Origin of the sequence: Endozoicomonas sp. ONNA2, assembly GCF_024606365.1 — a bacterium.
In the GTDB taxonomy this organism is placed as follows: domain Bacteria; phylum Pseudomonadota; class Gammaproteobacteria; order Pseudomonadales; family Endozoicomonadaceae; genus Endozoicomonas.
Genome location: NZ_JAHHPO010000992.1, coordinates 1 through 9,437, shown reverse-complemented (window position 1 = coordinate 9,437; position 9,437 = coordinate 1). Strand labels below are relative to the sequence as shown.

General features: G+C 47.4%; 7 protein-coding genes. 3 read left to right on the top strand and 4 right to left on the bottom strand.

The genetic code is table 11. The features are described 5' to 3' along the window. The first annotated feature begins 370 nt into the window (after positions 1-370). Positions 371-2,854, top strand: a complete 2,484-nt coding sequence (locus KDK14_RS17535) for a hypothetical protein (protein WP_257266482.1) — start codon at positions 371-373, stop codon at positions 2,852-2,854. 2 nt (positions 2,855-2,856) lie between these two features. On the opposite strand, the gene KDK14_RS17530 is transcribed toward KDK14_RS17535, so the two are convergent. Together KDK14_RS17530 and KDK14_RS17525 are read right to left on the bottom strand one after the other, a co-directional pair. Beyond that, a complete protein-coding gene (locus KDK14_RS17530) occupies positions 2,857-3,585 on the bottom strand; it encodes an META domain-containing protein (protein WP_257266481.1) in 729 nt (242 codons plus the stop codon). 49 nt (positions 3,586-3,634) lie between these two features. Continuing rightward, a complete protein-coding gene (locus tag KDK14_RS17525) occupies positions 3,635-3,820 on the bottom strand; it encodes a hypothetical protein (RefSeq protein ID WP_257266480.1) in 186 nt (61 codons plus the stop codon). 129 nt (positions 3,821-3,949) lie between these two features. Here KDK14_RS17525 and KDK14_RS17520 point away from each other — a divergent pair, with 129 nt between their 5' ends. Next, entirely contained in the window at positions 3,950-4,621 is a 672-nt protein-coding gene (locus tag KDK14_RS17520; RefSeq protein ID WP_257266479.1) for a hemolysin III family protein, read from the top strand. Positions 4,622-4,702: 81 nt separating this feature from the next. Continuing rightward, the gene (locus KDK14_RS17515; protein ID WP_257266478.1) at positions 4,703-5,974 is read left to right on the top strand and encodes a cysteine peptidase family C39 domain-containing protein; all 1,272 of its coding nucleotides are present in this window, start codon (positions 4,703-4,705) and stop codon (positions 5,972-5,974) included. 12 nt (positions 5,975-5,986) lie between these two features. Here the strand turns inward: KDK14_RS17515 and KDK14_RS17510 are convergent, their stop codons facing one another. Together KDK14_RS17510 and KDK14_RS17505 are read right to left on the bottom strand one after the other, a co-directional pair. Further along, entirely contained in the window at positions 5,987-7,771 is a 1,785-nt protein-coding gene (locus KDK14_RS17510; protein ID WP_257266477.1) for a DEAD/DEAH box helicase, read from the bottom strand. 564 nt (positions 7,772-8,335) lie between these two features. After that, entirely contained in the window at positions 8,336-9,301 is a 966-nt protein-coding gene (locus KDK14_RS17505) for an aldo/keto reductase family oxidoreductase (RefSeq protein ID WP_257266476.1), read from the bottom strand. Positions 9,302-9,437: the final 136 nt, after the last annotated feature.

Here is a 9,437-nt window from a genome sequence, read left to right as displayed (position 1 = left end):
GACCAATTTATCGCAACCGCAGCAGGGCGGTCTATTCTCGGACAGCCTCCTGGTTTCAGGAAGTACATCTTATGTGAGCAGCCCCCTTAAACCTACCAGTAAATCGTAGCTTTTTGTTTAGCTGGCAGCTTTGTCGATGCTTCGTGGTATCTCAGGGAACTTAACGTTATCGGCATGGTCAAAAGATGGAACAAACGTAATTCTACTCTATGGTCAGACCCAACCGATGGCAAACTTTTACAACAACCTGTCACTGCTTCCATTTCGTCCTCCACAGGGTCACAAGCCTTCGTATGAAGCGTCAACCATGGCTGAAGTGATAGCCGATCTCGAGTCACATATGCCAAAAGAGCCACGAGGACCGCGGAAATTGGTAAATCTATGCAACCGGTCTATCAGAGCAACGGAAGACCAGGTCGTTATCTACAATAAAAGGTCACTATTACTGAAAAAAAAATTGTGTGATCGGGGAAACGAAGCCACGGCAGTAAGAGAACAAGCCTATTTTGCCAAACCATCACCACAAACGCTCTCTCATCTTCTCAAGCAGTTCCAGTCTACGTATTTGAAATTCTGGGAGCTACAGCGAGCCGCTGAGTTCAGACCAGAAGATATGCCAGAAAGTGTATTATCCATAGGGGATGAGATTGAACAGCTCGAAAATCACATGGTGGATTTTTTACTGAGCTGTTCGCCTTCAGATTCGAAACAGATTCAAGAACTTTTTTTAATGTGTCTATGGTTTGAAGGGGTAAAAGTTTCTAAAGATGAACAAGAATCGGCCAACTATGCAGCAATTTGCCGACTGATTTTATCATTTTTTGAAAATAACAAAATCAGCAATATACCAATCGAAAAAATTAACGAAAGATTCCGTTGCTGTGATCCCATCAATCAAATAATGGAACCTTATGACAAAGATTTACTGCCCGACGTCATCGTCTCCTGTATTACCCACTCATTAGTTTACTTACTTAATTTCAGAGAGACTGAAACCATCAAAGCCAACATAAAAGCATTCATTTACGAATCCGAATTATTTAAGACAGAGGACTGTACACTACAACCAAACCTTGAAAAAAAATTGACGATTTCAGGGATATGTGCTTCCGGACTCAATATACTTCATAAACTGAATTGCAATAAACCTGCTATTCTTCCTGATTCACACGGTATTCCTGATTTAAACCCGGATTCGTTATTATTTCACGCTCTCATGCTGAGTGAGTCCAATCAGATAGCCTATAACTCACCTGACATCAGCTTGTCTGCTGTAGAGCAACTTTTCCGTTTTCTCCAGATTCCCGAACTCAGAAAAAAACTGGTACCTTTGATAAAACAATATATGTCGTCAAATAAAGGACTGAAAAAATTGGTAGCTGTTTGTAGTTTTCTGCTCAATCAAGATACATTACACCTCATCAATATCCCCAATAAAGACATCAGGCTCTATTTATCTGCCGTTTTTTACTGCCTTAAAAATGAACCTGAAAAAGCAGAAAGTGAGCTGTTAAAATCCCGGATTCCCCAAGCCCATTGGTTGCTCAGCAAGATATATGGGCAAGGCAACCGGTTAGAAGAAGCCATCCAACATGCCAGAATAGCCTTGAAACAAGGTGTTAACGCGGCCAATTTACCACTGGCTTTACTGCTGATCAAAAACAGCAAAAATGAGATGGTTGCAACAGAGGAAGTGTTACATTGTTTGAAGATGGCCATAAAGCACTACGATTTTATCAACGCGAAGGAAATATCATTTTATATCCAGGGAATTATCGATGAGCTGGAACTTTTTGAAATAAAACCCGCGGCTCTGGAAGCCGCACCTGGCAAAAAAAAGAAATCCACAAGACAACGGCACCGTTCAGGCCCAACCGGAAAAAAACAAACCAGAAAAATACAAGAAAAATATTCACTTCAAGATTCAATGTTAAACACAGACCTGCATGGACAAAAACAGAGTCCTGACTTTTCTGAAGATCAAGGTTCTGCCAGCGCAAGTGAGGTGTGCGGTGCAAGCATCGCAGAAACATCCACTCAAGCAAAAAGCATTAAATCAATCCATCGAACTCGTCTGTCCTACATCAGCCTCTGCGTTACCCATTTTTTACACAACAACGACTTTGATCAGGCTCGAGCCGTATTAAACCAATTCTGTCAGGATACTCAGCTCACAATACAACAGGCAAGTTTCGCTCACATGGATTTATGGAGCCTCAGAGTTATGGCAAAAGGGTCAGAACATCTTGAAGCCTGCAATGCATCTGCCAGACAAGAACAAAAGCCTTTTGCGTTAAACATACTTTGCCAATCCGGTAAAGCGCTCACCGATTACGGCCTGGACCGGAAGGATTGCGAAACAATTTTTTTATCAGACGACACTCCAAAAGACCAATTTGCTATTCGAAACCTGATAATTGATAAAGCATTGGGATGGCTGTGCTGCCTTCACCCCAAGGATCAGAACCTGGCCGAGTACAAGGCTCAGTGGCTAGGTCAGCCATCAGCAACCGCCAGAGGTCATTTAGCCGAATTCGAACACAGCTTGACACTGACATTTGTCACCGGTTCTTTTTTATCCCTTCTTGGCCACGTACACAGTGATATGGCATTAGATTGTGATGATCAAAAAAAGAGGCTCAAGCAAAAATCGGGGGAATTCTATAGCACCGCGAATGAATTTAATAAATGGAGAATTTGCTTAAAAGACAACCCGACGTTACTTCATCGTATCGCAAAAAAAACGCCATTAGGGGATATTCAAAGACTGAAAAAAAACAACCCGACAATATCCGCGGCAACACTTTGCAATAGCGCCAAAGATGAGGTGGAATCACTCCCACCCCCATCCTGAGATCACTGTTGTGCAGGGGCAGACTTGAGCTGAACAGAGGGCTTCACAGCGGTGATAAACATCACCTGGCCATTCTGGATAACTTCTGCCAACAGCTCATAGTTGCTGCTCGGGTTCACCAGTTCGGGCGCATAATTGACCATATAATCCACCACGTCCACATTCCTGCCTACCTGGATTCGCTCAATACCGATGATGCCTGCCGGGTCATCCGGCATGGCGCTATCCTGCAGCACCACAATAATTTCAGAACCCGGTGCAAAAGTACCTTCAGTAGCAGCGATCTGACCACTGACATTGGCTGATTCCGCAGCGTAGGTCAGTTTCTGGTCACCGCTGGTATTATTCAATATCAGTCCATTCTCTTTTATGTCGATATTGTCCAATTTGGGGAATGTTGCCAGATACTCTGCCTCCTTGGTCATAAACGGTGCCGGACAGGCTGCCCTGGTGCCGCCCATTGGAGTAAAGATAATTTGATTGTTGGCCACCTGATAACTGCCAAAGTAGCGATTACACTGGGCCTGGCCACCAATACGTCCATCCTGGGCAGTCGCAGGCCGAAGCTCCATGGTGACTCTTGGACCCGATGCTGCCAGACCGTTCATTGACGTCAGTACCCAAGTCTTGTTCTCAACCAACCGGGGGTCAACACTGGTCAGCTTGTGGGAGCTGCAGCCAAACAGAACAGCACCTGTAACCAAAACAATACAGTGGATCAACCTTTTCATGTCATACTCCAGCGACGGGAATAAGAGATAAACCTGAAGGCTGTCGGACTTAAGCATCTTTAGCGAGGATCAACTTAAGTTCAAAAACCTTCTGCGGGAAAGCCATCAGCGATAGCCTGTAGAGGGTGACTGCCCGGGACAGTGGCCTGACCTTTGCAAAAAATGACCCTTTGATCAGCCAGCAAATCAGAAGCTGATAGAGATAAAGTAGTCGATCATCAGGTAGTGCCGCCATTCTAATTTATGACTCCGGGACTTTGTCCGAACATCGAGGGCCCTGCGTGCACCGGTATCAATCCCTTGTGCATTCAGGAACAAGATTCAGTATGATCAGAGCCACTGACACAGAGCAAACCCGCGCTATATGGTTTTGAAATCCACACCAGGAAATAAACTTGCCAGCCACTACAGCCTGGCTGAAGAGATAGCCAACAGTATTACTCATGGACTGGGAGCCCTGTTAAGTGTCGCCGGCATGACGCTGCTGGTCACCTTTGCCGCCCATCAGGCTGATGTATGGCGGGTGGTCAGTTTCAGCATCTACGGCACCACCCTGGTCCTGCTGTTTCTGGCCTCCACGCTTTACCATAGCTTTCAGCATCCGGAAACCAAAAACGTCTTCAAAATACTGGATCACTGCTCCATCTACCTGCTGATTGCCGGAACCTACACGCCTTTTCTTCTGGTCAGCATGAGAAGCGTCACGGGCTGGATTCTGTTTGCCGTGATTTGGAGCCTGGCCGTATTGGGCATTATTTTCAAAGTTGTCTTTGGGCCAAGATACAAAAAACTATCAGTCAGCACTTACATTGTTATGGGCTGGCTGGTACTGGTTGCCTCCGGGGAGCTGGCAGAGAACTTGTCAACCGGCGGGATATACTGGCTGGTTGCCGGAGGATTCCTTTACACCTTTGGCGTGATCTTTTATTTATGGAAAAAGCTGCCCTTTAATCACGCGATCTGGCATGTCTTTGTATTAGGTGGCTCAGCCTGCCACTTCTTTTCAGTTTTACTTCATGTATTACCGCCAGCTTGAAGAAAAATATTTTCCCGCTTCTCTGGAAACTATTTGGCGATTACACAGTCAAAATAAAAAATATTTGGTAAAGGATAAATTATGCACTCCTTGAATGAGAACCCATCAGGTTATATTGATGCGAGAAGGGACATTGCTCTAAAAGAAAAAGTTTTAAAAGAAGAAGCTTTAAAAAAAGAAGTGATTTCTTCAGGTAAAGAAACAACAGATTCCAGTGGCCACCGGGTTAAACAGGTTCCACCAATATCCCCTGCCTTGAAACAAGATACATCTTCTGATGGACAAAAATCATCTCATGACACAGTCAGGCTACTCAATTCCGGGCTTGCCATTAGCCTGGTTAATTCCGGCGAGTTTTCTGGCGAACCTGACTCAAAAATGCCCGTACTGACCCCACCAGACCAGCATACGCAGCCTGATCCCCCCTGTGGCGGGCTTGGCAAACCCTTTTATAAAGCCAATCCGGAACTTAAGCGTAAACTGTTAAAATTGGCTGGCATCCCCGATTCTATACACCAGAGACAATACCCCAGACTGGGTGCTTGCGACACCGTTTGTGTTGGCAAGAAGGCAAGACGTGAAAAACTCAAAGAAACTGTTGAAGAAATTATTTCTGAATATTCCCTGCTCACAGATACGAAGTTTGAAAATCATATTAAATCGCAATTTCTGAATAAATCACCAGATCTGATACAGGAAGTTTTTTCTAACCGTGAACATTTTATGTGGAATAATCCCGGTGCCCTTCTGGAACTTGTTGGCCAGTATATTTTCCGGGATGACCCTGTTCTCAAAAATATTTCTTTTTCTGGGGAGCATGGTTTTATGCTCTCATTTCTTGACCATGAAATTTTAAAAGTGCATCAACCCATAGAAAATAAATCTAAAGGGGAGTCTCTGACATCCAAATCCATTGACATCAAATACACCCTTAATGAAAGACCCATCATTCAACAACAAGCAGCCAGAGGCTGTTCATATGCTACAGCAGCAATGCTCATACATCAGCATAACGGCAATTTTTCGGTTAGCGACTTGTTAACATCAAACATTTGTTCTGACAAATCTATATTAATGGCATTATCAAAAGCGGGTTTATCTCCATTTAAAAGCCGGTTTGCCAATATTGGAGGACTGACCCATGCAGTTAATCAACATGGGTCTGCAATAGTCCCAGTGGATTTGGAAAGTGGAATACACTTCGTTATTGTTGATGAGGTTAAAGACACTTCGGTTCTTGTTCGGGACCCATATCACGGTTGGGAAGTTGAGGTTCTCCGGGACGCATTTGAAACATACTGGAAAAAAGAAGCCATTCAGGTGAAAGAGCGGATGTTCGGGCTTTTGGTGTAGCCCGCAGATCTGTTAGCGTTTTCCGTTATTGTCTCGACGTGGACGACGATCACGACCAGTTTCCTGGCGACCATTTTCCTGGCGACCACGATCACTAAAACGTCGGCCCCGGCGCCCTGTTTGTGGCTCGTCACCCATCCACAGTTTTAACTCCATTGGCCGGTTGCGAATCCTGGCCCCTTTCAAGGCTTCGATGACGCTTTTGTCCATCCCTTCTGGCAGGTAGACTGACGAGCAGTTATCAAACAGACGGATATGGCCAATACTCTGCCCGGAAATTTTGCCTTCATTGGCAATGGCACCCACCAGGTCTCCCGGGTTGATTCCCTGTTCCCGACCGAGCTCTACCCGATAGCGCACCATGCCATCATTGTTGCGTTCACGGCCGCGCTCACCACGTCTTTCGCCATCACGACGCCTTTCGCCACGGTCAGTTCGATCACGACCTTCACGACGGTGCTGCTCGGGTTCTTTGGCATCCGGGAATGGGCGCTCCTTCTGGGCCATAAAGCAGAGCGCTGCTGACATATCTTCATAACTCAGGGCATTTTCCTGCTCAAGCTCGACAACAATCTTACGGAACACATCCAGCTCTTCGCCCATGTCCATCGCCTTGATGACATCGTCCTTGAACTGACGGATACGAATATCACGTACATCACTCATGGAAGGCAATCGCATGTTATCAATACGCTGTCGTGTAGCGCTTTCGATGGCACGAAGCATCCTGCGCTCTCGATGGGTGGCAAACAGGATAGCAGTGCCCTCACGGCCGGCACGTCCCGTACGACCAATACGGTGCACGTAGGCTTCTGTATCGTAAGGGATATCGTAGTTCACCACGTGACTGATACGCTCAACATCAAGGCCTCTGGCCGCGACGTCGGTGGCAATGAGAATATCCAGGGATTTTTTCTTGAGACGATCAACCACTTTTTCACGCAGCGCCTGACTCATATCGCCATTGAGTGCCGCAGCGGCAAACCCCCGGGCTTCCAGTTTTTCGGCCAGCTCGACCGTGGCGGTTTTGGTACGCACGAATATAATCATGGCATCGAATGGTTCCACTTCCAGAATCCGCGTCAGGGCATCCAGCTTGTGGAAACCGCTGACCATACAGACTTTCTGGGTAATGGTGTCAACCGTTGCTGATTTGGCTTTAATCTCCACCGTGGCAGGCTCTTTCAGGTGAGTATCTGCAATTTTGCGAATCTGGTAAGGCATGGTGGCAGAGAACAGGGCTACCTGCCGGTCAGCGGGGGTCTGCTCCATGATCCATTCAATGTCATCCACGAAGCCCATGCGCAGCATTTCATCCGCCTCATCCAGAACAACGGTGTTCAGATTATCCAGTTTCAGGCTTGCGCGGCGCAGGTGGTCCATGATCCGACCCGGCGTACCGACAATCACATGGACTCCACGTTGCAGGCTGCGTAATTGGCCGCGCATATCCTGACCACCGTAAACGGGCAACACATGAAAACCTTTCATATGACGGGCATAGCGTTGAAAAGCTTCTGCCACCTGTAAAGCCAGCTCACGGGTTGGTGTTAACACCAGAACCTGAGGATCGCGCTGTTTCAAATCAATGGCTGACAGCAATGGCAGTGCAAATGCGGCTGTTTTACCCGTACCGGTCTGCGCCAGACCGAGAAGGTCACGACCTTCGAGCAGGTGAGGAATGCTTTGAGCCTGAATGGGTGACGGGCTTTCATAGCCGACATCCTGAACTGCCATGATTACTGCTTGCGACAGGGGCAGGTCCGCAAAAGTTATTGCCGTGCTGGTATCACTCATTGGATACTCCTAAATTTCATTCTTAGCCATAAAAATGCCGCCATCTCAAGGTCAAAGGCTGTCTGGTACGGATCAGACGGCATTTGATAATCCGGTAAACCGGCTCATGGCTGCCTGGTGCTGGCGACGTCTGGAGCAAACAGAAATAGGATGGCAGTAAACATTAACGAAGGTTACTCGAAAAAGTTGCAAGCCATGGACTTCCTGGTGCTGCTATCGGGAGTAATCGGTCTCGTGGGACATTCCCGAATCGCCTGTGAGGTCCACGACTGCGTTTGGAGAGGCTTGATCAACAAGCTTGGCCTGCATTGGCAGAGGCTTCCGGTGGCTGAAACCGATCGCTCAAAAGACGAGCAGATAATTCACTTTTCAACCGGATTATAATGCAGGAAACGAAGCGCCAGGACTTCCCAACAAACCCTCTGCGTCCATGAGAAGGATGTGCATAGGGTTACAAAACAGGCCATTCTAGCGTAATTTACAGGCTGTGAATACTGTTTTATCCAGCAAGGCCCGGGGTCAACATCTGCGGCGCATTATTTATCACCTTTTCTTATCACCTTTTCAGGGCAGCATTCGGCCCCGGGCACTGACATACAATTGGTACCACTGTTCTCGATTCAATTTGATGCGTTCCACCTCTGCACATGCCTTGATCCGCCGGGCATTTGTGGTTCCGATCACCGGCTGGATACCTGCAGGATGGCGCATCAGCCAGGCCAATACAATAGCCTCTCTGGAAACCCCCAGTGCCTGTGAAAACCCGCTGACCAAGTCGGCTGTCGCCCGAATAGCGTCAGACTCACCCTGGACATCTTTGCCGCAGAACAAACCATTACTCAGGCAGCCCCAGGCCTGAAGCTGAATATTGTGGCTACGACAATATTCAACGGTGCCGGGGGTAAAACTGACCGCCTGCCCCTGATTGACCAGCACCCCTTCATCCAGCCAGTCCAGGTGGGTCAGGCTCATCTGCAACTGGTTGACCACAATAGGCTGATGAAGGAAGGACTGAAGGTATTGAATCTGGTGGCCATTCATATTCGACACACCAAAATGGTTTACTTTTCCGGCTTTGTGCAGCTGATAAAATGCTTCGGCAACCTCCTCTGGCGCCATCAGCGGATCCGGTCTGTGCAGTAGCAGGAGATCTAAATAGTCGGTATGCAAACGGGCGAGACTGTTTTCCACACTGTGAACAATCCAGTCTCTGGAAAAATCATAGCGATTGGGAACCTGTCCTTCGGCAAAGCGAATGCCACACTTGCCTTGCAGGTATATTTTTTCCCGCAACCCGGGTCTTTGGACCAAAACCTCGCCAAATACCTGTTCAGCCTTGCCACGGGTGTAGATATCGGCGTGGTCAAAGAAGTTTATGCCGCTGTGCAGCGCACTATCCAGAAACTGATGCGCCTGCATCCTGTGATCTTTTGACACCGGGCTATTGTCCCAGTCGCCACCCAAACCCATACAGCCTGCGACAATCCTGCTGGCTTCAGGTAGAAAAGTAGACAGGGGAATTCGGTTCATAAGACTCGGACCCAATTATACGTCAGGGTGATGATTAGTAATAAGTAGCTGGCCTTATGGAATCGAATATTTCTGGCTACCTGGGCAGGTACTGTGCAAGGCACAACGGAGGGAGCATAGCCGTAGCTATGTGACC